The organism is Streptomyces chryseus, assembly GCF_014650755.1.
GTDB lineage: Bacteria > Actinomycetota > Actinomycetes > Streptomycetales > Streptomycetaceae > Streptomyces > Streptomyces chryseus.
In genome coordinates this window covers 1-25,572 of record NZ_BMVO01000001.1, presented here as the reverse complement: position 1 = coordinate 25,572, position 25,572 = coordinate 1, and the positions used below count along the sequence as shown (strand labels likewise).

Below are 25,572 nucleotides of genomic sequence, written 5' to 3'. Positions count from 1 at the left end.
GGCCGTCCCAGGGGGGCCGCCGCCCGGGTGGCGGCGTCCGGCATGCGCCGCAGGGGCGGCCGTCCGAGACTGGGCCCACATGCGCACACCGCGCCGATGAGGAGGCGACATGAGCTGGTTGTGGGCGATCATCGTGGGTCTGGTGCTCGGTCTGATCGCAAAGGCGATCATCCCGGGCAAGCAGCAGATTCCGCTGTGGCTGACGGTCGTGTGCGGCATCCTCGGCAGCATGGCCGGCAACGCCGTCGCCGCCGGCATCGGCGTGGACGACACCAAGGGAATCGACTGGATCAGGCACCTGTTCCAGCTGATCGGCGCCGTGGTGATCGTCGGACTCGGCGACATGCTCTACGCGAAGATGAAGGGCTCACGACGTCGGGCCTGAGCGCTCCCCCCGCCCTCGCGCGAAGTCGGCACGGGAAACGGCCGGGGCCTGATCCACGCTCCCGGCCGTTTCCCGGGTGCCTCCTGGCACGTAACCTCAGCCGGCCGCGACCTCGATCGCCGCCAGGTTCTTCTTCCCGCGCCGCAGCACGAGCCAGCGGCCGTGCAGCAGGTCCTCGGACGCCGGTACGGCGTCCTCGTCGGCGACCTTCACGTTGTTCACATACGCCCCGCCCTCCTTGACCGTGCGGCGGGCGGCGGACTTGCTCGGCGCGAGGCCCACCTCCACGAAGAGGTCCACGACGGACCCGAGCTCCGCGACCTCGGCGTGCGGCAGCTCGGACAGCGAAGCGGCCAGCGTCGCCTCGTCGAGACCGGCGAGCTCGCCCTGCCCGAACAGCGCCTTCGACGCCGCGACGACCGCCGCGCACTGCTCCGCGCCGTGCACCAGCGTCGTCAGCTCCTCGGCCAGCGCGCGCTGCGCGGCGCGCGCCTGCGGCCGCTCCTCGGTGAGCTTCTCCAGCTCTTCGAGCTCCGTGCGGCTCCTGAAGCTGAGGATGCGCATGTACCGCGAGATGTCCCGGTCGTCCACGTTCAGCCAGAACTGGTAGAACGCGTACGGCGTGGTCATCTCCGGGTCGAGCCAGACGGCGCCGCTCTCGGACTTGCCGAACTTCGTCCCGTCCGCCTTGACCATCAGCGGCGTCGCCAGCGCGTGCACGTTCGCGTGCGGCTCCAGGCGGTGGATCAGGTCGAGACCCGCCGTGAGGTTGCCCCACTGGTCGCTGCCGCCCTGCTGGAGGGTGCAGCCGTGACGCCGGTAGAGCTCCAGGAAGTCCATGCCCTGGAGCAGCTGGTAGCTGAACTCCGTGTAGCTGATGCCCTGGTCGGACTCCAGCCGCCGGGCGACCGAGTCCTTCGCCAGCATCTTGCTGACCCGGAAGTGCTTGCCGATGTCCCGCAGGAACTCGATCGCGGAAAGCCCCGCGGTCCAGTCCAGGTTGTTCACCATGGTGGCCGCGTTCGGGCCCTCGAAGGACAGGAAGGGTTCGATCTGGGCGCGCAGCCGCGCCACCCAGTTCGCGATCGTCTCCGGGTCGTTCAGCGTGCGCTCGGCCGTCGGCCGCGGGTCACCGATCTGGCCGGTGGCCCCTCCCACCAGGGCGATCGGCCGGTGCCCGGCCTGCTGGAGCCGGCGGACGGTGAGGACCTGCACGAGGTGCCCCACGTGCAGGCTGGCCGCCGTCGGGTCGAAGCCGCAATAGAACGTGACCGGACCGTCCGCGAGCGCCTTGCGCAGTGCGTCCTCGTCAGTGGACTGGGCGAACAGCCCGCGCCACTTCAGCTCGTCGACGATGTCGGTCACGGTCTTGACTCTCCTTGGACGATACGGACGATTCGAACGCTGTGGAATGCTCCAGGTCAGTCTATGGGCGTCACACGCCCTGGCTGACCGAACTCATGTTGAAGTCCGGGACGCGCAGCGCCGGCATCGCGGCCCGCGTGAACCAGTCGCCCCACTCGCGCGGCAGCGTCCTCTCGGTACGCCCGGCCTCCGACGCCCGCGACAGCAGGTCGACCGGCGACTCGTTGAACCGGAAGTTGTTCACCTCGCCGACCACCTCCCCGTTCTCGACGAGATAGACGCCGTCCCGGGTCAGCCCGGTCAGCAGCAGCGTCGCCGGGTCGACCTCGCGGATGTACCAGAGGCAGGTCAGCAGCAGCCCGCGTTCCGTCGAGGCGACCATCTCCTCCAACGAGCGCTCGCCGCCCCCGTCCAGGACCAGGTTGCCGATCGCCGGAGCCACCGGCAGCCCGGTCAGCCCCGCGCTGTGCCGCGTCGTGACCAGGTGCTCCAGCCGGCCGTCGCGCACCCAGTCGGTCGGGGCCAGCGGCAGGCCGTTGTCGAAGACCGACGAGTCGTCGCCCGAGGAGTGCGCGACGACGAACGGCGCCGACTCCAGGCCGGGCTCGTACGGGTCGCTGCGCAGCGTCAGCGGCAGCGGGGACAGCGTCTCGCCGACCCGGGTCCCGCCGCCCGGCCTGCTGAACACCGTGCGGCCCTCGGCGGCGTCCCGGGCCGCCGACGACCACAGCTGGTAGACCAGCAGGTCCGCGACGGCGGTGGGCGGCAGCAGCGTCTCGTACCGCCCCGCCGGAAGGTCGATCCGGCGCTCGGCCCAGCCGAGGCGCGTCGCCAGCTCGGCGTCGACGGCCGCCGGGTCCATGTCGCGGAAGTCCCGGGTGGAGTACCCGGCCCAGGCCGAGCGGCTGCGGTCCGGCGACTTGGCGTTGATCTCCAGGGTGCCGTTGGGCTGGTCGTGCCGCAGGCGCAGACCCGTCGACGTACCGAGATAGGTGGACGTCATCTCGTGGTTCGCGAAGCCGTACAGCTCTCGGCCGCCGGCCCGCGCGCGGGCGAAGGACTCGCCGAGCGCGGGCGCGAAGTCGGTGAAGACGCCGGACGAGGTCTCGGCGGGCGCGTCCTTGAAGCCGGGGGAGTCCGGCACCCCGGACACCAGCGGCTGGGCGTCCTCCGCGGGCCCGGCGCCGCGCGCCGCCGCCTCGGCGGCCCGTACCAGCGGCTCCAGCTCGTCGGCCGTGACGGCGGACCGGGACACCACGCCCGACGCCGTCCCCCGCGCGCCGTCGACGGTGGCGATCACGGTGAGCGTGCGCCCGCGCGTGACGCCGTTCGTGGTGAGCGTGTTGCCCGCCCAGCGCAGATTGGCGGAGGAGTGCTCGTCCGCGATCACCACGCAGCCGTCGGCCGTGGACAGCTCCAGAGCCCGCTCGACGATCTCGTACGGCTTGGCTGTGCGGCTCATCGTCCGGCCTCCTGCGTGGTGTTCAGGATGTTGACGCCGCGGAAAAGCGCCGACGGGCATCCGTGCGAGACGGCCGCGACCTGGCCCGGCTGGGCCTTGCCGCAGTTGAAGGCGCCCCCCAGGACGTACGTCTGCGGGCCGCCGACGGCGGTCATCGACCCCCAGAAATCGGTGGTCGTCGCCTGGTACGCCACATCGCGCAGCTGGCCGGCGAGCCGCCCGTTCTCGATCCGGAAGAAGCGCTGGCCGGTGAACTGGAAGTTGTACCGCTGCATGTCGATCGACCACGACCGGTCACCGACGACGTAGATCCCGCGCTCGACGCCGCCGATCAGGTCCTCGGTGGACAGCCCGCCCGGATCCGGCCGCAGCGACACGTTCGCCATGCGCTGCACCGGCACGTGCGCGGGGGAGTCCGCGAAGGCGCAGCCGTTCGACCGGCCCAGACCCGTCAGCTTGGCGGTGCGCCGGTCCAGCTGGTAGCCGGTGAGCGTGCCGTTCGTGATCAGGTCCCACGACTGCGCCTCGACGCCCTCGTCGTCGTACCCGATGGTGGCGAGCCCGTGCTCGGCGGTCCGGTCGCCCGTCACGTTCATGACCGGCGAACCGTAGGCCAGCTTCCCGAGCTGGTCGAAGGTGGCGAAGGAGGTCCCGGCGTACGCCGCCTCGTAACCCAGCGCGCGGTCCAGCTCCGTCGCGTGCCCGATCGACTCGTGGATGGTCAGCCACAGGTTCGACGGGTCGACGACCAGGTCGTACGTCCCCGCCTCCACACTCGGCGCGCGCATCTTCTCGGCGAGCAGCGAGGGCATCCGCTCCAGCTCGCCGTCCCAGTCCCAGCCGGTCCCCAGCAGGTACTCCCAGCCGCGCCCCACCGGCGGGGCGATCGTGCGCATCGAGTCGAACTCACCGGTCGCCGCGTCCACGGAGACCGCCGTGAGCTGCGGATGCAGCCGTACCCGCTGCTGCGTGGTGACCGTGCCGGCCGTGTCCGCGTAGAACTTGTTCTCCTGCACGGTCAGCAGCGAGGCGTCCACGTGCGCGACGCCGTCGGCCGCCAGCAGCCGGGCGCTCCAGTCGGCGAGCAGCCCCGCCTTCTCCTCGTCCGGCACGTCGAACGGATTGATGTCGTACGCCGAGATCCACGTCCGGTCCGCGTGCACCGGCTCGTCCGCCAGCTCCACCCGCTCGTCGGAACCGGCCGCGCCGATCACCTTCGCCGACAGCTTGGCCATCGCCACGGCCTGCCCCGCGACCCGCGCGGCGGCGTCCATGCCCAGGTCCACGCCCGACGCGAAGCCCCAACTGCCGCCGTGCACCACCCGCACCGCGTATCCCAGGTCCGTGGTGTCGGAGGAGCCCGACGGCTTGGCGTCGCGCAGCCGCCAGGAGGCGCTGCGCACCCGCTCGAAGCGGAAATCGGCGTGGTCGGCGCCCAGCGCGCGGGCCCGCGCGAGCGCCGCGTCGGCGAGCGCGCGCAGCGGCAGCGCTGTGAACGCTTCGTCGATGGAATGAGGCACGGATGACTCCTGTCGTCGAGACCGGTCCCTCAGATCATGTCGTGATCACAGGCCCCTTGCCCACCACATTCTGTAGGGACCCGACAGAGGGCGTCTCTACGCGCTGTCAGGGCCCGATTCTCCGTCCGTGGTCCGGTACCGATAGTTTCGGTCAGTACCAGACCGCTATGGAAAGGGTGATCCGTTGAGCCGCTCGGTTCTCGTCACCGGAGGAAACCGGGGCATCGGCCTCGCCATCGCCCGAGCTTTCGCCGAAGCCGGCGACAAGGTCGCGTTCACGTACCGCTCCGGCGAACCACCGGCCGCCCTGACCGAACTCGGCTGCCTCGCCGTCCGGTGCGACATCACCGACACGGAGCAGGTGGAGCAGGCCTACAAGGAGATCGAGGAGAAGCACGGTCCCGTGGAGGTGCTGGTGGCCAACGCCGGCGTCACCAAGGACCAACTCCTCATGCGGATGTCCGAGGAGGACTTCACGTCCGTACTCGACACCAACCTCACCGGCACCTTCCGGGTCGTCAAGCGGGCCAACCGCGGCATGCTGCGCGCCAAGAAGGGGAGGGTCGTACTGATCTCCTCGGTCGTCGGGCTCCTCGGCTCGGCGGGGCAGGCGAACTACGCCGCGTCCAAGGCCGGTCTGGTCGGCTTCGCGCGCTCGCTCGCCCGTGAGCTGGGCTCGCGCAACATCACCTTCAACGTCGTGGCGCCCGGATTTGTCGACACCGACATGACCGGAGTGCTCACGGACGAGCAGCGCAAGGGCATCGTCGCCCAGGTGCCGCTCGGCCGTTACGCGCAGCCGGAGGAGATCGCCGCCGCCGTGCGCTTCCTCTCCTCCGACGACGCGTCGTACATCACTGGAGCCGTCATCCCGGTTGACGGCGGATTGGGCATGGGTCACTGATCACATGAGTGGAATTCTCGACGGCAAGCGCATCCTCATCACGGGTGTGCTGATGGAGTCCTCCATCGCCTTCCACACCGCCAAGATGGCCCAGGAGCAGGGTGCCGAAGTCATCCTGACCGCCTTCCCCCGCCCCACGCTCACCGAGCGCATCGCGAAGAGGCTGCCCAAGCCGGCCAAGGTCATCGAGCTGGACGTGACCAACACCGAGCACCTGGACCGGCTGGAAGGCCTGGTACGTGAGGAGCTCGGCGGCCTCGACGGCGTCGTCCACTCCATCGGGTTCGCCCCGCAGGACGCGCTCGGCGGCAACTTCCTCAACACGCCCTTCGAGTCCGTCGCCACCGCGATGCACGTCTCGGCGTTCTCGCTGAAGTCGCTCACCATGGCCTGCCGCCCGCTGATGGGATCCGGCAGCTCGGTCGTCGGCCTCACCTTCGACGCCCAGTTCGCCTGGCCGCAGTACGACTGGATGGGCCCGGCCAAGGCCGCGCTGGAGGCCACCTCCCGCTACCTCGCCCGTGACCTGGGCCCGGACAACATCCGGTGCAACCTGATCTCCGCCGGACCGCTCGGCTCCATGGCCGCCAAGTCCATCCCCGGCTTCGCGGACCTGGCGGGCGTCTGGGACAACCGCTCCCCGCTGAAGTGGGACATGGCCGACCCGGAGCCGGCCGGCCGCGGCGTCGTCGCGCTGCTCTCCGACTGGTTCCCGATGACGACAGGCGAGATCGTCCACGTCGACGGCGGTCTGCACGCGATCGGCGCGTAACCCGCACCGCTTCCGGGAAGCCGCGTGACCGTCCGCCCGACGGCCGCGCGGCTTCCGTGCGTCCGGTCCCCGTCCGCGGTGACGCTCCGTGCACGAACCGGCCCCCCGAGTCGAAAAGACCGGCGACTCCCCGCACACTGAGGAAACCGGGACGTACCCGGCGCTCAGTGGGGAGGAGGTGGCGCATGTGCGCCCGTCGAACCGTCGAGCCGCAGCCGGCGCGCTGGCCCTGGCCGCCGTCGCCGCCCTGGCCGCCCCGGCCGTTGCCGAGCGCGCGTCGGACCGCGGGCACAAGACCGCCCAGGCGAGGCGCTCCGCCCCGGACGTCGCCCTCTTCGGCGCCACCTGCCGTACGAGCGTGGAGGGCTCGCGCGTCGTCGCGTACTGCCACAATCCGTACCCCGTGTCGGACCTGGTCCGCCTGCACACCGAGTGCGACCGCTGGTGGGACATCGACGCCGACGGCTCACCCGTCGAGGTGGGACCCGCGCAGACCGTGCGCCTGACGGACCGCTGCTGGAAGGAAGTCCGCGCGGCCTGGGTCAGTCACCACCGGATGTAGCGCCGCGTACGCCGCCGTGCCCGCCTACACCCGCTCCCCGAGGCACTTGAGCGAGTAACCCGCCGCCTCGACGGCCGCGGTGTCCGCGTCCCGGTCCCGGATCGCCTCGATCAGCCGGCTGTGGTCCATGTGGTCCTCGGGGCGCAGTTCCTGCCCCACGTCCTCGCGCAGCCAGTCGCGCAGCAGGTCGCCGAGGTCCGCGTACAGCCCGATCAGTACGTCGTTGTGCGAGGCGGCGACCACGGCCAGGTGCAGCGTCGCGTCCGCCCGCACGAAGAGCTCCGCGTCGCCCGAGGCCCACGCCTCCTCGCGCCGCGCGAGCACCGCGTCCAACTGCCGCACGTCCCGCTCGGTACGCCGCCGCGCCGCGAGCCGGGCCGCCGAGGACTCCAGGGTCGAGCGCAGCTCCGCGATGTGGCGCGGGTCGGCGTCCGCGAACCGGCGGTGCATGACGCCGGCCAGCTCGCTGGTGGCCGCCACGTACGTACCGGAGCCCTGCCGGATGTCCAGCAGCCCGTTGTGCGCCAGCGCGCGCACCGCCTCGCGGACGGTGTTGCGGGCGACGCCCAACTGCTCGACCAGCTCGGGCTCGGTCGGGATCCGCGACCCCACCGGCCACTCGCCCGAGGTGATCTGGTTGCGCAGCTCGGTGATCACCTGGTCGGCGAGCGCCGAACGGCGGGGTGACGTCAGCGCCATAGTGCCTGTGCTCCCTGGTTCAGGATTGGACAACCAATCATCCCATGATTCTATGATGGATCCATGGCCAGTGAGACCCGAACCCTGAACCCCGCCGCCGAAGCCACCGTAGAGCCCCGCAACCAGACCCGGCCCCGGTCGGTCTGGGTCACCCGGCTCGTGGTCCTCGGGCTCGTCCTCGCCGCGCTCAACCTCCGCCCGGCCATCACCAGCCTCGGGCCGCTCCTCGCGGAGGTCCGGGCCGGGCTCGGCATGAGCGGCAGCGTCGCCGGCCTGCTGACCTCGGTGCCGCCGCTGTGCTTCGCGGTCTTCGGCCTCACCGCGCCCCGCCTCGCCCGTCGCTTCGGCCCCGGCGCCATCGTCTGCGCGGGCATGGCGGCCATCGCCGTGGGCCTGCTGATCCGCCCCTACCTGGGAGGTACGGCCGGATTCCTCGCCGCCAGCGCACTGGCCCTCATGGGCATCGCGGTGAGCAACATCCTGATGCCGGTCATCGTCAAGCGCTGGTTCCCCGACCGCGTCGGCCAGCTGACCGGGCTCTACTCGATGGCCCTGGCCCTCGGCACCGCCCTCGCCGCGGCCGCCACCGTGCCCATGACGCGGGCACTGGGCGGCAGTTGGCAGACCGGCCTCGCCGTGTGGGGCACCCTGGCCGCCGTCGCCGTACTGCCCTGGCTCGTCCTCACACGCCACCCGGCCACCCGCGCCCCCCGCACCCCGGCCGCCCCCGAACGGGAGAGCACCCCCGCGCCCACCCTGAGCATCACCCGCAGCCGCACGGCCTGGGCGCTGGCCTGCTTCTTCGGCCTCCAGGCCACCGCGGCGTACATCACCATGGGATGGATGCCGCAGATCTTCCGCGACGCCGGAGTCTCCGCCGGCACGGCCGGCGTGCTGCTCGCCGTGACCATGGCGATGGGCATCCCGCTCGCCTTCGTCATCCCGCGCCTGGCCTCCCGTATGCGCAACCAGGGCCCGATCGTCGTCGCCCTCGGCCTGTCCGGCCTTCTGGGGTACGCCGGCCTCTACCTCGCCCCGGCCTCCGGCGCCTGGGCGTGGGCCCTGCTGCTCGGCGTCTCGAACTGCGCGTTCCCGCTCGCCCTGACCATGATCGGGATGCGCGCGAAGAGCGGCGCCGGCGTCGTACGCCTCTCCGCCTTCGCCCAGAGCACCGGGTACCTGATCTCGATCCCCGGCCCGCTGCTGGTGGGCGTGCTCTACCAGCACAGCGGCAGCTGGGGCCTGCCGATCGGCCTCATGGCGGGCCTGATGCTGCCGCAGATCGTGGTCGGCGTGCTGGCGGGACGCAACCGTACGATCGAGGACGAACTCGCCTGACCCGGCCGGGGGCGGGCGTACAAAGGGTGCGAGACTGGCCGCATGCCTGTACTCGACCCGAACCCCCAGAACGGCCAGAAGAAGCTGCTGCTCGTGCTCGGCGCGATGCTCGGCATCACGGTCCTCATCGCGATCATCGCCACTCTCGCCTCACCGTGAGCCCCGGCCACTGACGCCTTCGCGCCCGTACCGGTGGTGGGGCTGTCCCCACCACCCCTTAGGGGGCCAGGGTCAGGGTCATCTGGGTGGGTCACCGGATGGGTTCCCGCGCGCGCACTCCGTAGGTTCGAGGCAACAGCCGAACAGCGACGACGGAGGCGGTCATGGCGGCCCGCGCACACACCCGGACCCACCCCCCGGCCTCCGGCACCCGGCTCCCGTGGTGGGCCGTCGTTCTCCCCGCCCTCGCCTTCGCCGTCCTGCTGCTCATGATCGCGGGACCGGGCGAGGCGCGCGCGGCGACCGGTGATCCGTCGGTCACGCACCTCGTGGAGCGCATCCAGCAGACCCTGTCCCACTAGTCGCCCGGGCCCCGTTCACCCGTGCCGGGGCAGCCGTTCAACACCCTGCGCCCCGTGGCGAGATTCGTGCGAAGCTGGGATGCATGAGCGTCGATACACCCCGCAGGATCGTCCTACTCCGGCATGCGAAGGCCGACTGGCCGCAGGTGTCCGACCACGATCGGCCGCTCGCCGACCGCGGCCGCATGGACGCCCCGGTCGCCGGCCACAAACTGGCCGACACGGGCATCACCTTCGACCTGGCTCTGTGCTCGACCGCGACCAGGACGCGCGAGACCTGGAAGCTGGCCGTACAGGAACTGCCGAGGCGTCCCAGGACCGTCTACGAGGAGCGGCTGTACGAGGCCACCCTCGGCGACCTCCTCGCGCTCCTGAACGAGACCCCGGACGAGGTGAACGACCTCCTCGTCATCGGGCACAACCCCAGCATGCACGCCGCCGCCGACGCGCTCGCCGGCAGCGGCGAGCGCGACGCCATGGCCCGCATGACCAAGAGCGGCTTCCCGACCGCGTCGTTCGCGGTGGTCGGCTTCACCGGCTCCTGGAAGTCCGTGGAGCACGGCGTGGGCAAGCTGCTGGACTACTGGGCCCCGCACGACTGAGCCCACACCCTTTTCCGGTACGAACGAAGGCCCCGGCGCGCGTCCGCGCGCCGGGGCCTCCTGTCGTACCGGGGCGCTCACTCCGCCAGGCCGTCGGCGGCCTCGACCTCTTCCCGGGTGATGCCGAGCAGATACAGCACGGTGTCCAGGAACGGCACGTTCACGGCGGTGTCGGCCGCCCTGCGCACGACGGGCTTGGCGTTGAAGGCGACACCCAGCCCCGCCGCGTTCAGCATGTCGAGGTCGTTGGCGCCGTCGCCGATCGCCACGGTCTGGGCGAGCGGTACGCCCGCCTCGGCGGCGAAACGGCGCAGCAGCCGCGCCTTGCCCGCACGGTCCACGATCTCGCCGACGACACGGCCGGTGAGCTTGCCGTCCACGATCTCCAGCGTGTTGGCGGACGCGAAGTCCAGCCCGAGGCGCTCCTGGAGGTCGTCGGTGACCTGGGTGAACCCGCCGGAGACGACGCCCACTTGGTAGCCGAGCCGCTTGAGCGTACGGATCAGGGTGCGGGCGCCAGGGGTGAGCCGCACCTCCTGGCGTACCTTGTCCACGACGTCGGCGTCGAGCCCGGCGAGCAGGGCGACGCGCGCGTGCAGCGACTGCTCGAAGTCCAGCTCCCCGCGCATCGCCTGGGCGGTGACCTCGGCGACCTGGTCCTCACAGCCCGCGTGCGCGGCGAAGAGCTCGATGACCTCGTCCTGGATGAGCGTGGAATCCACGTCCATCACGACCAGGCGCTGAGCACGCCGGTGCAGCCCTGCCGACACCACGGCCACGTCGATCCCGAGCTCGGCGGCCTCCAGCGCCAGCGCGGTGCGCAGCGCCTCGGTCTCCGTACCGGAAACCGCGAACTCCACCGCGGTGACCGGATACTTGGCGAGGCGGAAGATACGGTCGATGTTGCCGCCGGTGCCGGTGATCGTGGCCGCTATGGCGGCGGTCGACTCGGCGGTGAGAGGATGCCCGAGCACGGTGACGTGCGAACGTCCGCTGCCGCGCGGCCGGTTGTCGCCCGTACCCGAGATGATCTCGGCCTGGAGGCTCAGGGAGTCGGCCCAGCTGTGCACGGTGGCCCGCAGCTCACCGGAGGTGCTCACGGTCGGCTCGGTGACCAGGGCGCACAGGACGATGCGGCCCCGGGTGACGACCTGCTCGATGTCGACGACGTCGACGGAGTAGGCGGCAAGCGTGTCGAAGAGCCCGGCGGTGATTCCGGGACGGTCCTTCCCGAAGATCTTGACGAGAAGGGTGGGGGCAGTGTCGGGGGACTGACCGGGCCGACTCGGCTGAGATGCGCTCATGATGCCTCTACCGTATCGGGCCCTTCCCCCGCCCTCACCTCCTGTCCCGAGGACCGGACACCGGCCCCGGCCCCGCCCGCCCTCACCGCCCGTGCCGCCTCCGCCCCCTTCTCGGCCCGCCCGGCGCATGGGGACCGGGCGCGGGGCAGAGCCAGGCCCCCGCGCCCCCACCGCCGGCAGCCCGCCGTCACTCGAGGTGGGGTGGGGCCTCCCCAGCCCCACTCCACCGAGTGGCGTGATGTCGACGGCGGTGGCCACCTCCGCGCCCCGAAGACCGACCCCCGAGCCACCGCCCGACGGGCCGGCCGAACCACCAGCACCTCGCGCCGCCGGGGCCACGGTCGTCGGACCGGGCGACCTGCCGGGTCCGCGCCCGGCGCAGGCACCCAGGCCGCGACTCCGGGGGCGTACCGACCGACGCCCAGCTCACCGGGGCTATGGAAACGAGCCGTACCATGCCCCACCACATGCCACCCCTGCCGCTCGTACGCGTCAGGGCCACCCGATCCGTACCCTCCTGACCCGAGTTGCGCCCTTCACGCATGATCCGTCCGTACTCACCCGCACTTACCACGCTCCGGAGGTGTTTCTCCCGGGCCAACGGGCAGCCCCCGGACGGTCGTCACAGGGCTCGACTTTCTAATTCGGGACCGGGCCTGAAATAGTTCCTCCCGATGTTCAGCATCCCTAGACTCCCCTGCGACGGGGGTAACTCGGGGGACAACTAGTGGGGCGCGGAGTGCCGGAACTCGTACTGGAATTGAATGGAAGGACCTGGACGCTCGATCCGTCCAGGTCGTACACCCTCGGACGCGATCCGCAGGGCGACCTCGTGATCGACGACGCCAGGGTCTCGTGGCGGCATGCCACCGTCAGCTGGGGCGGCCGCAGTTGGGTCATCGAGGACCACGGCAGCACCAACGGCACGTACGTGCAGGGCCAGCGGATCCACCAGATGGAGATCGGCCCCGGCTCCGCCGTGCACCTGGGCAACGCCACCGACGGCCCGCGGCTCAGCCTGTCCGGTACGGGAGTCCCCGGCGGGCAGGGTGCCATGGCCCAGCAGCAGGCGGCGCCCCACCAGGCACCTCAGCAGCAGGCCTCGCCCGCCTGGGCCCCCCAGGCCCAGCCGCAGGACGCGCCCCAGCAGCAGCCGCACCAGCCCCAGCAGTCCTGGCAGCAGGCGCCCCACCAGGCGCAGGTGCCGCACCAGCAGGGCGCCCCGGCCGGCGGTGCCGCGGGGGCGCCGCCGGTGTACGGCGACCGCAGCCCGACGACGTTCCACCAGGTCTCCATGGGCCGCGTGATGCGGATCGGCCGTGCCCTGGAGAACGAACTGGTGGTCTCCGACCTCCAGGTCTCGCGCCTGCACGCCGAGTTCACCGCGACGCCCGACGGCCGCTTCCAGATCCGCGACCTCGGCAGCCACAACGGCACCTACGTCAACGGTCAGCCGATCCCCAAGTCCGGCACCGTGTTCCTCGGTCCCACCGACATCGTCGGCGTCGGCCACTCGACGTTCCGCCTGGTCGCGGATCGGCTGGAGGAGTTCGTCGACACCGGCGAGGTCTCCTTCTCCGCGCGCCACCTCACCGTGACGGTCGACGGCGGCAAGCAGATCCTCAAGGACGTCTCCTTCGGCGTACCCGAGAAGTCGCTCATCGCGGTCATCGGCCCGTCCGGCTCCGGCAAGTCCACCCTGCTCAAGGCGCTCACCGGCTACCGGCCCGCCAACCAGGGCGACGTCCTGTACGACAACCGGAACCTCTACAAGCAGTTCGCCGAGCTGCGCCAGCGCATCGGTCTGGTCCCGCAGGACGACATCCTGCACAAGGAACTGACCGTCAAGAAGGCCCTCAAGTACGCCGCCAAGCTCCGCTTCCCGGCCGACACCACCGAGGCCGAGCGCGAGCAGCGCATCAACGAGGTGCTCGGCGAGCTCAAGCTGGACATCCACAAGGAGAAGAAGGTCACCTCCCTCTCCGGTGGCCAGCGCAAGCGCGTCTCGGTGGCCCTGGAGCTGCTGACCAAGCCGTCGCTGATCTTCCTCGACGAGCCGACCTCCGGCCTCGACCCGGGCATGGACCGCGACGTCATGCAGCTGCTGCGCGGCCTCGCCGACGACGGCCGTACGGTCCTCGTCGTCACCCACTCCGTGGCCGAGCTGGCGATCTGCGACAAGCTCCTCGTCATGGCCCCGGGCGGCAGCGTCGCGTACTTCGGCCCGCCCGAGGAGGCGCTGAACTTCTTCGGCTACAGCACCTGGGCCGACGTGTTCTCCGCGTTCGAGAACTACCGCGACTACGACTGGGCGGGCCGCTGGCGCGGCTCCCAGCACTACCAGATGTACGCCGCCGACATCGACGCCGTCGCCGCACAGCCCGTACACATGCCGCCCCCGCAGCAGATGCGCCCGCCCAAGCCGCAGAGCTGGGGCTCGCAGCTGTGGACGCTGATCCGCCGCTATGTGTCGGTGATCGTGTCCGACAAGGGCTTCATCGGCCTCATGCTGATCCTCCCGGCCGTGCTGGGCATCGTCAGCACCGTGATCCCGGCGGACAGCGGCCTGGGCTTCGGCCCGGAGAAGAACCGCCTGATCAACAAGGACGTCGGCACGATCCTGCTGATCCTCGCGGTCGGCGCCTGCTTCTCGGGCGCCGCCAACTCCGTCCGAGAGCTGATCAAGGAACGGGTCATCTACGAACGCGAGCGGGCCACCGGCCTGTCCCGCTCGGCGTACCTGATGTCCAAGGTCATCGTCCTCGGCTTCATCACCGCCCTCCAGGGCGTGATCATCGCGGCTATCGGCTTCGGCGCCCGCTCGAAGCTGCCGGCCGAGGGCGTCCTGTTCGAGGACACCCCGGTCATCGAGATGACGATCGTCATCAGCGCGCTCGGTTTCACCTCGATGATGTTCGGTCTGATCATCTCCGCGCTCGTGAAGACCGCCGAGAAGACGATGCCGCTGCTGGTGATGTTCGCGATCGTCCAGGTCGTCTTCACCGGCGTGCTCTTCCAGCTCCACGACAGCCCCGGCATCGAGCAGGTCGCCTGGCTGATGCCGTCGCGCTGGGCCGTCGCCGCGCTCGGCACCACGGCGCAGCTCAACGTCACCATGCCGTGGGACCCGCAGAACCTCGACGGGCTGTGGGACCACTCAGCGGGGCAGTGGATCGTCGACATGAGCGTGCTGCTCGGCATCGGCGTCCTCTGCGGCCTGCTGGTCGTGCGCCTGCTGCGGCGCCACGAGCCCGAGGTCATGCGCAAGTAACGGCACCCGGGCACCGGACACGCCGAAGGGCGGCACCCCGCGGGGGTGCCGCCCTTTCGTACACTCGGACGTCAGGCTCAGTAGGCGCTGTTGACGTTGTCCATGGAGCCGTAGCGGTCGGCCGCGTAGTTGCAGGCGGCGACGATGTTGGCGACCGGGTCGTACTGGTCGTGCTTCGTGCCTGCGATGTGGTACGCGTCGAAGGTCGGCTTGATGACCTGGAGCAGACCCTTGGACGGGATGCCGTTGATGGCGTTGATGTCCCAGTTGTTGATCGCGCGCGGGTTACCGGAGGACTCGCGGATGATGTTGCGGTGGATGCCCTCGTAGGAGCCGGGGATGTTGTGCTTCTTCATGATGGACATCGCCTCACGAATCCACCCGTCGAGGTTGTTCGCGTAGACCGGCTTGCGCGCGGCGGCGCGGCTCGCGGCCGCGCGCTCGTCGGCGCGCTTCTTCGCCTCGGCCTTGGCCTTGGCGTCGGCCGCGGCCTTCGCCTTGGCGGCTGCCACGGCCTTGGCGTCGGCCTTCGCGCGGGCCTCGGCCACAGCCTTGGCGACCTTGTCGGCGCCGACCTGCTGCTGCGTGATGCTCGAGTGCACTGTCTTGGCCTGCGCGCTGCCGGCGGCTGCCGACCACGCAACCGGGGCTGCGGCGGCCACGGACAACGTGTCGGCCTCGGCCGACGCGTTGTCGGGGGCGAGCGAGAACGTGAGGGCGGCGGCGCCGAGGGCGGCGACACCGGCGATCGAGAACTTGTGGTTCTTGTTCAGGCGGCTATAGCCAGGGGTGCGAGACGCGGACATGCAGACGTACCTCTTCGAATAGCGGAAGCCGCGGAGTCCGCGACGGCAGCCATTGTTAGCGTCCGCAAAATCCCGTGGCAAAGGTGTGACGTACGATCCCCGGTAGTGGACGTGGGCCCTCGTGGAAGGGCCTGGCGCGGTGCGATACCCAGCCCAGACGCCCCTTATGCGCCAACTACGCCCCTTCGTAAGTGACGTGAGTCCTATGCGCGGGCTCACATCGGGCGCGTAACGAACTCACCATGAGTTGCACAAGCGATGCTCAACGTCACGCCTCCGTGGCGGTCCCGGATGCGCGTGCGCGAGCGGCCCCCGCACCGCCCGCCCCCCGGTGTCGGCTTCAATGCCGGGCGGAGCGCCACCGGCCCCCCGCCTGGTCCGTCCGACCTACGCCCAGCGTCCCGGCCCACGGCCTCCCCGGGCCCGATACCGCCCCCACGACCCGCCGGTACGGTGGCCACATGAGCGAACCGAACGCTCTCCACCGCGTTCGAGCAGCGGAGAGCCCGTCCCCCCGGGCCGGCCTGACGGCCGTGAGTTCCGCGCTGCTCGCAATGAGCCGGCACCTGGAAGTGCGCGACGTACTGAAGACGATCGTCGCGTCCGCCCGCGAGCTGCTCGACGCCGAGTACGCCGCACTGGGGGTTCCCGACGACCACGGCGGGTTCGCCCAGTTCGTCGTCGACGGCGTCAGCGACGAACAGTGGAAGGCGATCGGCCCGCTGCCCCGCCAGCACGGCATCCTCGCCGCGATGCTGCACGGCGCCCACACCGAGCGCCTCGCCGACGTGCGCGAGGACCCGCGCTTCGAGGGCTGGCCCTCGGCGCACCCCGACATGTCCGACTTCCTCGGCCTGCCGATCCGCGACGGCGACGAGGTCATCGGCGCGCTGTTCCTCGCCAACAAGCGCTGCCCGAAGCCCGAGGGCACGTGCGGTTTCACCGAGGACGACGAGGAACTGCTCGCCATGCTCGCCCAGCACGCCGCGATCGCCCTGACCAACGCGCGCCTGTACGAGCGCAGCCGCGAGCTGACCATCGCCGAGGAACGCTCCCGCCTGGCCCACGAGCTCCACGACGCCGTGAGCCAGAAGCTCTTCTCGCTGCGCCTGACCGCGCAGGCCGCCGCCGCGCTCGTCGACCGCGACCCGGCCCGCGCCAAGGGCGAACTCCAGCAGGTGGCCTCGCTGGCCGCCGAGGCGGCCGACGAGCTGCGCGCCGCCGTCGTCGAACTGCGCCCGGCGGCCCTCGACGAGGACGGCCTGATCGCCACGCTGCGCACCCAGATCCAGGTCATGGACCGCGCCCACACCGCCCGCGTCACCTTCCACAGCAGCGGTGTACGGGCCCTGCCCGCCGCCCAGGAGGAAGCGCTTCTGAGGGTGGCCCAGGAGGCACTGCACAACGCGCTGCGCCACTCCGGCGCGGACCACGTCGACGTCGTACTGGAGAGGAACGGCCAGGGCGCCCGGCTGCGGGTCAGCGACGACGGCAGCGGCTTCGACCCGAAGACGGTACGGCGAGCGGGCCGCCACCTCGGCCTCGTCTCGATGCGCGACCGCGCCGGCGGCGCCGGCGGCAGACTCACCGTCGAATCGGCGCCCGGCAAGGGCACCACGATCGAGATGGAGGTCCCCGGTGGCTGACGCCGCACGCCCCTCGAAGAACGGCATCCGCGTACTGCTGGTCGACGACCACCAGGTGGTGCGCCGCGGTCTGCGCACCTTCCTGGAGGTCCAGGACGACATCGAGGTCGTCGGCGAGGCCGCGGACGGGGCCGAGGGCGTGGCCCGCGCGGAGGAGCTGCGCCCCGACGTCGTACTGATGGACATCAAGATGCCGGGTACGGACGGCATCGACGCGCTCCGCAAGCTCCGGGAGCTGGCCAACCCCGCCAGGGTGCTGATCGTGACCAGCTTCACCGAGCAGCGCACGGTCGTCCCCGCCCTGCGCGCGGGTGCCTCGGGCTACGTCTACAAGGACGTGGACCCGGACGCCCTGGCCGGCGCCATCCGCTCCGTACACGCGGGCCACGTCCTCCTCCAGCCGGAGGTCGCCGGCGCGCTGCTCGCGCAGGAGGAGGGGAACGGGGGCACGGGCCGGGGGAGCACCCTGACCGAACGGGAGCGGGAAGTCCTGACGCTGATCGCCGACGGCCGCTCGAACCGGGAGATCGCCAGGGCGCTCGTCCTCTCCGAGAAGACGGTCAAGACGCACGTGTCGAACATCCTGATGAAACTGGACCTCTCCGACCGCACCCAGGCGGCGCTGTGGGCCGTGCGCCATGGGATCACGGGTTAATCGGACGGTCTACGTCCGGTCCGAGATTCATACCGTCGGGTGTATGTCCCCCACATGGCGCATCCTCATCGGCGGGCGAGCGTTCTTCATGACGTGCCGCGGCGGCTGGCCGCGGCAACGTCTAGGAGGATCCTGAAGTGAAGAACCTGAAGAAGGCCGCTGCCGTCACCATGGTCGCGGGTGGCCTCGTCGCCGCCGGAGCCGGTGTTGCCTCCGCCACCGACAGCGGTGCGCTGGCCCAGGGCAAGGCCGTCCACTCGCCGGGCGTCGGTTCCGGCAACCTGGTCCAGGCCCCGGTCCACGTCCCGGTGAACGTCTCCGGCAACACGGTCAACGTCATCGGCGCCCTCAACCCGGCCTTCGCGAACCAGGCCGTCAACCGCTGACCGACCACCCCGGTCGAGCGGTGACCACCGGCCCTCAGGCGCACAGCGCCTGGGGGCCGGTCGCACGCCCCCACCCGCCTCAGCGCCCCCGCTCCCGCTCCTCCACCCACGCGTTGTACGCCGCCACCTGCGCACGCCGGGCCACCCGCTCCACCGGCCGCAGTGCCTCCACCCGGGCCGCCATCTCCGACGCGCTGACCGCACCCCCGTGCCCGTTCCCGCGCGCCACCGAGACGAGCAGGCCCACCCGCTGCGCCAGCTCCAGCACGCGTACCGCCCGGGGCGGATACCCGGGGGCCAGCACCTCCGCGCCGCCGCCCTCCACCCGCGCCCGGTACGCGTCGATCGCGGCCTCGGCCACCGGACCCGACCCCGCCACGTCGAGCCGCGACAGCACCGCCGTGGCGTCCCGAAGCGCCTCCGCGAGCTCCCGCTCGGCCTCCCCGAGCGAGGGCACATCGGCGGGCGGAGCCTCCCGCACGGCCAGGCAGTGCCACATCACGTCGACCCGTACGTCCCCCTTCGGCCCCACCTCGTACACCTCCGGCACCAGCCCCACCGCCGCCCCCGAGCAGACCACCGCCTCCTCGGCCTCCAGCGCCCGCGCGTTGAACTCCGGCGGCCCGCTGAGCCCCAGCGGATGCCCCGGCGCGGGCAGCGCCACCCGGAAACCGGTGGCCCCCAGCGCCCGCAGCCGCCCCAGCGCCAGCGTGAGCCCCACGGGCCCCGCCTCCCCGGGCACCCCTTCCACCCGGTGCGCCGCGTCCTCCCCGACGATGGCCAGCGCGACATGATCCGGCGATGCGAGTCCGGCCAGAAGGGCGTTTCCCCATGCGGCCAGTCGTCCTGAGCGAGGTTCGGAAAGCATGCCCCCAGCCTAGGGAACGGACCTACCAACCGGATCACCCGACCGGTGGCGTAGGTTTTCCCCTGGAGCTGTGCCTACAGGCATGCCCGACATTCTCGAGACTGCATGGGGAGACAACGCGCTCATGAGCGATGTACTGGAGCTGGTGGACGTATCCGTGGTCCGCGACGGACGCGCTCTGGTGGAAGACGTCTCCTGGTCGGTCAAGGAGGGCGAGCGCTGGGTGATCCTCGGCCCGAACGGCGCCGGCAAGACCACCCTGCTGAACGTCGCCTCCAGCTACCTCTTCCCGACCACCGGCAGCACCACGATCCTCGGCGAGAGGCTCGGCAGCCCCGGCACCGACGTGTTCGAGCTCCGCCCCCGCGTCGGCATGGCGGGCATCGCGCTGGCCGACAAGCTGCCCCGCCGGCAGACCGTCCTCCAGACGGTGCTCACCGCGGCGTACGGCATGACCGCCACCTGGCACGAGAACTACGACGAGGTCGACGAGCAGCGCGCCCGCGCGTTCCTCGACCGCCTCGGCATGACCGCGTACCTGGACCGCGAGTTCGGCACGCTCTCCGAGGGCGAACGCAAGCGGACCATGATCGCCCGCGCGATGATGACCGACCCCGAACTGCTGCTCCTCGACGAGCCCGCCGCCGGTCTCGACCTCGGCGGCCGCGAAGACCTCGTCCGCCGCCTCGGCCGCCTCGCCCGCGACCCGTACGCCCCCTCGATGATCATGGTGACGCACCATGTCGAGGAGATCGCCCCCGGCTTCACCCACGTCCTGATGATCCGCCAGGGCAAGGTCCTCGCCGCCGGCCCCGTGGAGACCGAACTGACCTCCCGCAACCTCTCCTTGTGCTTCGGCCTGCCGCTGGTCGTCGAGCGCAGGTCCGACCGCTGGTCCGCCCAGGGCCTGCCGCTCGGCTGACTGTCCGGGCCGTTCCCGCACCCTGTCGGCGAAGACCGCCCGCACCTACCATGACCATGTGGACATCGACGCATGGGTGTGGTGGCTGATCGGCGCCGTCGGGCTGGGAATTCCGCTCGTGGTGACCGCGATGCCCGAGTTGGGAATGCTGTCGGCGGGCGCGGTCGCCGGAGCCCTGACCGCGAGCCTGGGCGGCGGAATCGTCGCCCAGGTCCTGGTCTTCGCCGCGGTCTCGGTCGCGCTGATCGCGGTCGTACGTCCGATAGCCGCCCGCCACCGCTCCGAGCGGCCCCAACACCGCACCGGCATCGACGCCCTGAAGGGGCGTCAGGCCGTGGTGCTCGAACGGGTCGACGGCAGCGGCGGCCGGATCAAACTCGCGGGCGAGGTGTGGTCCGCGCGGTCCCTCGACGCGGAGCAGAGCTTCGAGCCCGGCCGGCAGGTCGACGTCGTCGAGATCGACGGAGCGACGGCCGTGGTGATGTAACCGGCCAGGTAAGCCGAACACGCCGCACACCGGCCCGCGTTCTGGGAAGATTGATCATCAGATCGTCCGCGCGCGACCGGGCCGGTCTCCCGAGAAGCACGACACGAAGGGCACGGGAAACGCGATGTCATCCGTCATCATCGTCCTGATCATTCTGGTGGTGCTGGTCTTCATCGCCCTGATCAAAACGATTCAGGTCATCCCGCAGGCCAGCGCCGCCATCGTGGAGCGCTTCGGCCGCTACACACGCACCCTCAACGCAGGCCTGAACATCGTCGTCCCGTTCATCGACTCGATCCGCAACCGGATCGACCTGCGCGAACAGGTCGTGCCCTTCCCGCCCCAGCCGGTGATCACCCAGGACAACCTGGTCGTCAACATCGACACCGTCATCTACTACCAGGTCACCGACGCCCGCGCCGCGACGTACGAAGTCGCCAGCTACATCCAGGCGATCGAGCAGCTCACCGTCACCACGCTCCGCAACATCATCGGCGGCATGGACCTGGAGCGGACCCTGACCTCCCGCGAGGAGATCAACGCGGCGCTGCGCGGCGTCCTCGACGAGGCCACCGGCAAGTGGGGCATCCGCGTCAACCGCGTCGAGCTCAAGGCCATCGAGCCGCCCACCTCCATCCAGGACTCGATGGAGAAGCAGATGCGCGCCGACCGCGACAAGCGCGCCGCGATCCTCACCGCGGAGGGCATCCGGCAGTCCGCCATCCTCACCGCCGAGGGCGAGAAGCAGTCCGCGATCCTGCGCGCCGAAGGTGAGGCCAAGGCGTCCGCCCTGCGCGCCGAGGGCGAGGCACAGGCCATCCGTACGGTCTTCGAGTCCATCCACGCCGGCGACCCGGACCAGAAGCTCCTGTCGTACCAGTACCTCCAGATGCTCCCCAAGATCGCCGAGGGCGACGCCAACAAGCTCTGGATCGTCCCCAGCGAGATCGGCGACGCCCTCAAGGGCCTCAGCGGCGCCTTCGGCAACTTCAGCGGTGGCGCCCCCGGCTTCAACACCGGCCAGGAGCGCCGCCAGGAACCCCCCATCGACTGACCCCCATCGACGGAGGCGGGCCCGTCTTCGTGCATGATCGGTGCTCCAAGCAACGATCATGCACGAAGGGCACACCGTGACCATCTGGGAGATGCTTGCCGTCTTCGCCGCGGGCGTGAGCGCCGGGACCATCAACACCATCGTCGGATCCGGAACCCTGATCACCTTCCCGGTCCTGCTTGCCACCGGCCTCCCGCCGGTCACCGCGACCGTCTCGAACGCCCTCGGCCTGATCCCCGGCGCCATCAGCGGAGCCATCGGCTACCGCAAGGAACTCACCGGCCAGCGCCGCCGCGTCCTGCGCCTCGGCTCGGCAGCCGCCGTCGGAGGCTTCTGCGGAGCCGTACTCCTCCTCGCCCTGCCCCCGACCGCCTTCGAGACCATCGTGCCGGTCCTGGTCGGCCTCGCCCTGGTCCTCGTCGTCCTGCAACCGCGCATCACGGCGGCGGTCAAACGCCGCCGCGAGCGCCTCGGTTCCGACAGCCACCCCGACCCCGACGGCGGCCCCCTCCTCATCACCGGCCTCCTGCTCGCCAGCGTGTACGGCGGCTACTTCACCGCCGCCCAGGGCATCATCTACGTCGCCCTCATGGGCATGCTGCTCACCGACACCCTGCAACGCGTCAACGCCACCAAGAACGTCCTCGCGGCGATCGTCAACACCGTCGCCGCGACCTTCTTCCTCTTCGCCGCGGACTTCGACTGGACCGCGGTCGCCCTCATCGCCGTCGGCTCCACCCTCGGCGGCCAGCTCGGCGCCAAGATCGGCCGACGCCTGCCACCGACCGCGCTGCGCGCCCTGATCGTGGCCGTCGGCACCGTCGCGATCGTCCAGCTCCTCCTGCGCTGAGGCGGCACACCGAGGCCCGCCGCCCGGGGAGCCCCGAAGGACTCCGACTCCCGGGAAAGCGGGCCGGATACGCCGTGTGCGAGCCCTACGCCGGCTGCGCCAGCCATTGCGGCAACGCGGAGCGCTCATCGGCTCCCAGCGCCAGCAGCATCGCGTCGGCGGGCGACGGCACGAACGGACGGTGCAGCAGCGGCATCCCCGCCTCGTCCGGCGTACGGTCCGCCTTGCGGTGGTTGTCCTCCGCACACGACGCCACCGTGTTCAGCCAGCCGTCTCCGCCGCCCTGGGCCTTCGGCACCACGTGGTCGACGGTGGTGGCCCGCCGCCCGCAGTACGCGCACCGGTGCTGGTCCCGTATCAGCACACCACGCCTCGACCACGGCGCGTGTCTTCGGAAGGGCACCCGGACATAACGGCACAGCCTGATCACCTGGGGGACCGGAAGATCCACGGCGGCCGCACGCATGCGCAGGCCGGGGTGTGCCTGCTCGACGACGGCCTTGTCCGTCAGGACGAGCACCACCGCCCGGTTCAACGTCACCGTAGACAGCGGCTCGAAGCTCGCGTTCAGTACCAGCGTGTCCCGCATCCCGCCCACCCTCCCTGCGCCGGCCCACCCCGTGGCGGACGTGGATCAACTCTGACCGGGCATACCGAGATGGACAACGCAATAAAAAGATGCCCGTCCCTGATCTCTTCCAAGACCAGGGACGGGCAAACAGAAAGTGAACGGTCAACTCGCCGGGGGAGCCTCGTATTCGGCGACCAGCTGCGCACGCCCGAGCGTGTGGAACCGCAGATTGAATCCCACAGCGGCGGGCGAGGCGTCGGCGTCGGGACCGAGCTGCTCGGCGTCCACCGCGTACACGGTGAACACATACCGGTGCTTCTCACCCGCGGGCGGCGCCGCCCCGCCGAAGTCCTTCGACCCGTAGTCGTTACGGACCTGGACCGCGCCCTGCGGCAGCCCCTCGAACTTCCCGCTGCCCGCACCGGCGGGCAGCTCCGTCACCGCCGCCGGGATGTCGAAGACGGTCCAGTGCCAGAAACCACTGCCGGTCGGCGCGTCGGGATCGAAGCACGTCACGGCGAAGCTCTTGGTCCCGGCGGGGAAACCCTCCCACCTCAGGTGCGGCGACGTATTGCCCTGGGCGTACACCTGGGCGTCGTTCAGCACCGCCCCTTCGGCGACGTCCTCGCTCACCACGGTGAACGAGGACACCGGCGGATGGAAGTCATGGGGAAGCGGCGGCCTCTTCGCCTCGGACACGTCTGAACCTCCGATGGGGCTGTCTACTGCCTTCTTCGTACAACGTGAACTGCGCGTGTGCGCGCTCCGGCCCTAGAGCCAGTTGCGCTGACCGCCGACCTGGGCGAGCCACTGATTGAGGTAGGCGACCCAGTCGGTCCCCTGGAAGTCGTTTAGCCCGACCTTGAAGGCCCGGTACGAGTCGCTGCTCTCACTGAAGAGACCCGGCTTCTTGTCCATCTCCAGGACGACGTCCATCTCGCGGTCGTCCGCGACGAAGGTCAGCTCGACCTGGTTGAGCCCGCGGTACTGCTGCGGCGGCTGGAACTCGATCTCCTGGTAGAACGGCAGCCGCTGACGCGTCCCCCGGATGTGACCGCGCTCCATGTCCGCGCTGCGGAACCGGAAGCCCAGCTGTACGAACGCGTCCAGAATCGCCTGCTGCGCGGGCAGCGGGTGCACGTTGATCGGGTCCAGGTCGCCGGAGTCGACGGCCCGCGCGATCTCCAGCTCGGTCGTCACCCCGATGTTCATGCCGTGCAGCTGCTGACCGGCGATGCTGGTGACCGGCGTCTCCCAGGGGATGTCCAGCCCGAACGGCACCACGTGCACCGCGCCGGCCTTCACCTCGAAGGCACCGCCGAGCCGCTGCTTCGTGAACTCGATGTCCTGCTTGACCTCCTGGTCACCGCCCTCGACCTCGACACGCGCCTGCAGACCGACCGACAACGCCTCGATCTGCTGATCGACCGAACCGCCCTGGATGCGCACCTCGCCCTGGACCACACCGCCCGGCACGACATTCGCCTCGGTCAGCACCGTCTCCACCGACGCGCCACCGGCACCCAAGCTCGCAAGCAACTTCTTGAAGCCCATGGCTTCCTCCCCAGATCTTTGGTTCTGACCAGTACAAACGCGGAAGGACCACGCCCGGTTCCGCGCCCTCACCCTGGCAAAGGCCGCGCCTCAGGGCCAGGTACCCGAACGGACGAGTTCCACTACGATCGGAGGGCATGATCACCGACCTCGACCGTACGCCGCTGCCCAGGACCTTCTTCGACCGCCCCGTACTGGAGGTCGCCCCCGACCTCCTGGGCCGCACCCTCGTACGACTGACCGACGAGGGCCCCATCGAGCTCCGCATCACCGAGGTCGAGGCGTACGACGGCGCGGGTGACCCCGGGTCGCACGCGTACCGAGGAAAGACGGCACGCAACGCGTCGATGTTCGGGCCACCCGGTCATGCGTACGTCTACTTCATCTACGGCATGTGGTTCAGCCTCAACCTGGTCTGCGGACAGGAGTACACCGCGAGCGGCGTCCTGCTGCGCGGGGGAGAGGTGATGCGAGGCCAGGAGCAGGTGCGCAAACGACGGCTCTCGGCCCGAAAGGACGACGAACTGGCCAAAGGGCCGGCCCGCCTCGCCACAGGACTGGACGTTGACCGAACCCTGGACGGCACCGACCTCTGCGCCGGCCCCGATTCTCCTCTGTCGGTACTGCACGGCACGCCCGCCCCTGCTGACCTGGTGATGAACGGTCCGCGCACCGGCGTGGGCGGCGAAGGCGCCGACCACCCCTGGCGGTTCTGGATCGACGGAGACCCGACGGTCAGCCCCTTCCGGGCCCATACGCCACGCCGCCGACGAACTTGACGTGGCCCCGGCGGCCCCCTAATGTGGCCCGAGCCGCTTGACGCGGGCACTGCTGTCGGTACGGGGCTTCCCTGCCAACCGAAGCAGCCCGAAGCGGCCAACCACTACCTACGACTCCCCTTACGGGTTGGATTTCGGCATGCCCGAATTCCAACTCACCGGCTCGATTATGAGTCGCAAGGAGAATCCGCTAAAGTAGTGACCACGCCGAAAGGGAAACGCGAAAGCGAAGAACTGGAAAGCGCCGAGGAAGTCGGACGCGAAAGAGTCTGATAGAGTCGGGAACACG

Annotated in this window: 27 protein-coding genes; 17 read left to right on the top strand and 10 right to left on the bottom strand. The window is 70.6% G+C overall.

What is annotated here, in order from left to right; all coding sequences use genetic code 11:
- Positions 1–109 precede the first annotated feature (109 nt).
- A complete protein-coding gene (locus IE185_RS00130) occupies positions 110–385 on the top strand; it encodes a GlsB/YeaQ/YmgE family stress response membrane protein (protein WP_138895068.1) in 276 nt (91 codons plus the stop codon).
- Between the two features lie 96 nt (positions 386–481).
- Here the strand turns inward: IE185_RS00130 and tyrS are convergent, their stop codons facing one another.
- The 3 genes from tyrS to IE185_RS00115 form a co-directional block, all read right to left on the bottom strand.
- Positions 482–1,750, bottom strand: a complete 1,269-nt coding sequence (gene tyrS / locus IE185_RS00125) for a tyrosine--tRNA ligase (protein WP_138895069.1) — start codon at positions 1,748–1,750, stop codon at positions 482–484.
- A 70-nt stretch (positions 1,751–1,820) separates the two neighbouring features.
- Complete coding sequence (locus tag IE185_RS00120) at positions 1,821–3,212, bottom strand: metallopeptidase TldD-related protein (protein ID WP_138895070.1); 1,392 nt, start codon at positions 3,210–3,212, stop codon at positions 1,821–1,823.
- Complete coding sequence (locus IE185_RS00115) at positions 3,209–4,732, bottom strand: TldD/PmbA family protein (protein WP_138895071.1); 1,524 nt, start codon at positions 4,730–4,732, stop codon at positions 3,209–3,211. Before IE185_RS00115 ends, IE185_RS00120 begins: the two co-directional genes overlap by 4 nt.
- Positions 4,733–4,916: 184 nt before the next feature.
- Between IE185_RS00115 and fabG the strand changes: the two genes are divergently transcribed.
- From fabG to IE185_RS00100, 3 genes are all read left to right on the top strand, one after another.
- On the top strand, positions 4,917–5,636 hold the full coding sequence (fabG, locus tag IE185_RS00110; protein WP_138895072.1) for a 3-oxoacyl-[acyl-carrier-protein] reductase: 720 nt from the start codon (positions 4,917–4,919) through the stop codon (positions 5,634–5,636).
- A gap of 4 nt (positions 5,637–5,640) precedes the next feature.
- Positions 5,641–6,408: an enoyl-ACP reductase FabI gene (fabI, locus tag IE185_RS00105; protein ID WP_138895073.1), complete on the top strand. Its 768-nt coding sequence runs from the start codon at positions 5,641–5,643 to the stop codon at positions 6,406–6,408.
- Positions 6,409–6,595: 187 nt separating this feature from the next.
- Entirely contained in the window at positions 6,596–6,970 is a 375-nt protein-coding gene (locus IE185_RS00100; protein WP_138895074.1) for a hypothetical protein, read from the top strand.
- A 24-nt stretch (positions 6,971–6,994) separates the two neighbouring features.
- On the opposite strand, the gene IE185_RS00095 is transcribed toward IE185_RS00100, so the two are convergent.
- Positions 6,995–7,669, bottom strand: coding sequence for a FadR/GntR family transcriptional regulator (locus IE185_RS00095; RefSeq protein ID WP_138895075.1), 675 nt, complete (start codon positions 7,667–7,669; stop codon positions 6,995–6,997).
- A 63-nt stretch (positions 7,670–7,732) separates the two neighbouring features.
- Between IE185_RS00095 and IE185_RS00090 the strand changes: the two genes are divergently transcribed.
- The 4 genes from IE185_RS00090 to IE185_RS00080 all read left to right on the top strand — a co-directional run bounded on the left by IE185_RS00090 (position 7,733) and on the right by IE185_RS00080 (position 10,130).
- Positions 7,733–9,007 carry a CynX/NimT family MFS transporter gene (locus IE185_RS00090; protein WP_189714357.1) on the top strand — a complete coding sequence of 425 codons (1,275 nt, stop codon included), beginning with the start codon at positions 7,733–7,735 and terminating at the stop codon, positions 9,005–9,007.
- Positions 9,008–9,049: 42 nt separating this feature from the next.
- Complete coding sequence (locus tag IE185_RS33580; RefSeq protein ID WP_268245800.1) at positions 9,050–9,166, top strand: SGM_5486 family transporter-associated protein; 117 nt, start codon at positions 9,050–9,052, stop codon at positions 9,164–9,166.
- Positions 9,167–9,330: 164 nt separating this feature from the next.
- Positions 9,331–9,528, top strand: a complete 198-nt coding sequence (locus IE185_RS00085; RefSeq protein WP_138899312.1) for a hypothetical protein — start codon at positions 9,331–9,333, stop codon at positions 9,526–9,528.
- Between the two features lie 83 nt (positions 9,529–9,611).
- The gene (locus tag IE185_RS00080) at positions 9,612–10,130 is read left to right on the top strand and encodes a SixA phosphatase family protein (protein ID WP_138899313.1); all 519 of its coding nucleotides are present in this window, start codon (positions 9,612–9,614) and stop codon (positions 10,128–10,130) included.
- 77 nt (positions 10,131–10,207) lie between these two features.
- Here the strand turns inward: IE185_RS00080 and serB are convergent, their stop codons facing one another.
- Positions 10,208–11,434 carry a phosphoserine phosphatase SerB gene (gene serB / locus IE185_RS00075; protein WP_138899314.1) on the bottom strand — a complete coding sequence of 409 codons (1,227 nt, stop codon included), beginning with the start codon at positions 11,432–11,434 and terminating at the stop codon, positions 10,208–10,210.
- Between the two features lie 727 nt (positions 11,435–12,161).
- On the opposite strand from serB, the gene IE185_RS00070 reads away from it, so the two are divergent.
- Complete coding sequence (locus IE185_RS00070; protein ID WP_138898601.1) at positions 12,162–14,705, top strand: ABC transporter ATP-binding protein/permease; 2,544 nt, start codon at positions 12,162–12,164, stop codon at positions 14,703–14,705.
- Between the two features lie 77 nt (positions 14,706–14,782).
- Here IE185_RS00070 and IE185_RS00065 read toward each other — a convergent pair whose 3' ends face one another.
- Positions 14,783–15,511, bottom strand: coding sequence for a transglycosylase SLT domain-containing protein (locus IE185_RS00065; RefSeq protein WP_138898602.1), 729 nt, complete (start codon positions 15,509–15,511; stop codon positions 14,783–14,785).
- Positions 15,512–15,972: 461 nt separating this feature from the next.
- On the opposite strand from IE185_RS00065, the gene IE185_RS00060 reads away from it, so the two are divergent.
- From IE185_RS00060 to IE185_RS00050, 3 genes are all read left to right on the top strand, one after another.
- Positions 15,973–17,157, top strand: coding sequence for a GAF domain-containing sensor histidine kinase (locus IE185_RS00060; protein WP_138899259.1), 1,185 nt, complete (start codon positions 15,973–15,975; stop codon positions 17,155–17,157).
- Entirely contained in the window at positions 17,150–17,812 is a 663-nt protein-coding gene (locus IE185_RS00055) for a response regulator (protein WP_229843285.1), read from the top strand. The genes IE185_RS00060 and IE185_RS00055 overlap by 8 nt, the downstream gene beginning before the upstream one ends.
- Before the next feature lie 137 nt (positions 17,813–17,949).
- Positions 17,950–18,198, top strand: coding sequence for a chaplin (locus tag IE185_RS00050; protein WP_138899258.1), 249 nt, complete (start codon positions 17,950–17,952; stop codon positions 18,196–18,198).
- Positions 18,199–18,277: 79 nt separating this feature from the next.
- On the opposite strand, the gene IE185_RS00045 is transcribed toward IE185_RS00050, so the two are convergent.
- Positions 18,278–19,066, bottom strand: a complete 789-nt coding sequence (locus IE185_RS00045) for an Rv1486c family protein (RefSeq protein ID WP_189714355.1) — start codon at positions 19,064–19,066, stop codon at positions 18,278–18,280.
- Positions 19,067–19,190: 124 nt separating this feature from the next.
- On the opposite strand from IE185_RS00045, the gene IE185_RS00040 reads away from it, so the two are divergent.
- From IE185_RS00040 to IE185_RS00025, 4 genes are all read left to right on the top strand, one after another.
- Complete coding sequence (locus IE185_RS00040) at positions 19,191–19,988, top strand: ABC transporter ATP-binding protein (protein WP_138899017.1); 798 nt, start codon at positions 19,191–19,193, stop codon at positions 19,986–19,988.
- Between the two features lie 58 nt (positions 19,989–20,046).
- Positions 20,047–20,475, top strand: coding sequence for an NfeD family protein (locus IE185_RS00035; RefSeq protein WP_138899016.1), 429 nt, complete (start codon positions 20,047–20,049; stop codon positions 20,473–20,475).
- 124 nt (positions 20,476–20,599) lie between these two features.
- Positions 20,600–21,529 (top strand): SPFH domain-containing protein, encoded by a 930-nt coding sequence (locus IE185_RS00030; RefSeq protein WP_028814235.1) that lies wholly within the window; start codon positions 20,600–20,602, stop codon positions 21,527–21,529.
- Between the two features lie 76 nt (positions 21,530–21,605).
- Positions 21,606–22,379 carry a sulfite exporter TauE/SafE family protein gene (locus IE185_RS00025; RefSeq protein WP_189714639.1) on the top strand — a complete coding sequence of 258 codons (774 nt, stop codon included), beginning with the start codon at positions 21,606–21,608 and terminating at the stop codon, positions 22,377–22,379.
- Between the two features lie 85 nt (positions 22,380–22,464).
- Here the strand turns inward: IE185_RS00025 and IE185_RS00020 are convergent, their stop codons facing one another.
- The 3 genes from IE185_RS00020 to IE185_RS00010 form a co-directional block, all read right to left on the bottom strand.
- Complete coding sequence (locus tag IE185_RS00020) at positions 22,465–22,968, bottom strand: HNH endonuclease (protein ID WP_138899675.1); 504 nt, start codon at positions 22,966–22,968, stop codon at positions 22,465–22,467.
- A gap of 144 nt (positions 22,969–23,112) precedes the next feature.
- Positions 23,113–23,649: a YbhB/YbcL family Raf kinase inhibitor-like protein gene (locus tag IE185_RS00015; protein ID WP_138899133.1), complete on the bottom strand. Its 537-nt coding sequence runs from the start codon at positions 23,647–23,649 to the stop codon at positions 23,113–23,115.
- Between the two features lie 72 nt (positions 23,650–23,721).
- Positions 23,722–24,504 carry a sporulation protein gene (locus tag IE185_RS00010; RefSeq protein WP_138899132.1) on the bottom strand — a complete coding sequence of 261 codons (783 nt, stop codon included), beginning with the start codon at positions 24,502–24,504 and terminating at the stop codon, positions 23,722–23,724.
- A 137-nt stretch (positions 24,505–24,641) separates the two neighbouring features.
- On the opposite strand from IE185_RS00010, the gene IE185_RS00005 reads away from it, so the two are divergent.
- Positions 24,642–25,283 (top strand): DNA-3-methyladenine glycosylase, encoded by a 642-nt coding sequence (locus IE185_RS00005; protein ID WP_138899131.1) that lies wholly within the window; start codon positions 24,642–24,644, stop codon positions 25,281–25,283.
- The last annotated feature ends 289 nt before the right edge of the window (positions 25,284–25,572 follow it).